General features: G+C 29.3%; 1 protein-coding gene. It reads left to right on the plus strand.

The features are described from left to right. Positions 1-312 precede the first annotated feature (312 nt). Complete coding sequence (locus ACZBKJ_RS09930) at positions 313-570, plus strand: type II toxin-antitoxin system RelB/DinJ family antitoxin (protein WP_463200939.1); 258 nt, start codon at positions 313-315, stop codon at positions 568-570. Positions 571-658: the final 88 nt, after the last annotated feature.

Raw genomic sequence — 658 nt, forward strand, 5'->3', positions numbered from 1 at the left:
TTGCAAAAGTGGGAAAGTCTTTTGACGAAATTATGAGTTATAAACAAACGCCAGTTTTGAGTTTGTAACTCGTAATTTCGCCCTTGGCAGGGGGTAAATTTAGTTTAGTTTGTTTAAAGCTGTTTTAGGGGATTTAGTTATGCAAAAAGCACAACAAATGCAAAAATTAATTTTTAGAAATTAAGCCAAACTAAATAAACATAAAACAAGAGGCAATGAAGCTGTTTTGCATCTTGTGTTTATTTTCTTATTCTGATGATTTTAACAGGAGTCTATGTCGGAAATTTAGAAACTTTATATTGTAAAGAATAGATAAAAAAGGCAAATAATGGCTACTATAATTTTAATGTCCGTCTTGATGAACATTTAAGAACTGAAGCTACCCAAATTTTGGCAAATTATGGACTTTTACCGATTCAAGCTATTAAATTATTTTTTGATCAATTGGTTGCGACCCATAAAATTCCTTTATCTTTTGATTGCCAAGCAATAGAAAAACAACTCACTGCAAAATTATTGAGTGCAATTTCTGAGCTGGGTTATTTGAGTTTTTTATTCTTACATCACTAATTTTTTTAGTTGATCATTTTCATTTTGCAATGATGGTAAATCTGTAGTATTAGAGAAACTATCCTATGATTGATTTAAAATATATGTA

This window comes from Moraxella sp. I5G, from assembly GCF_055193055.1.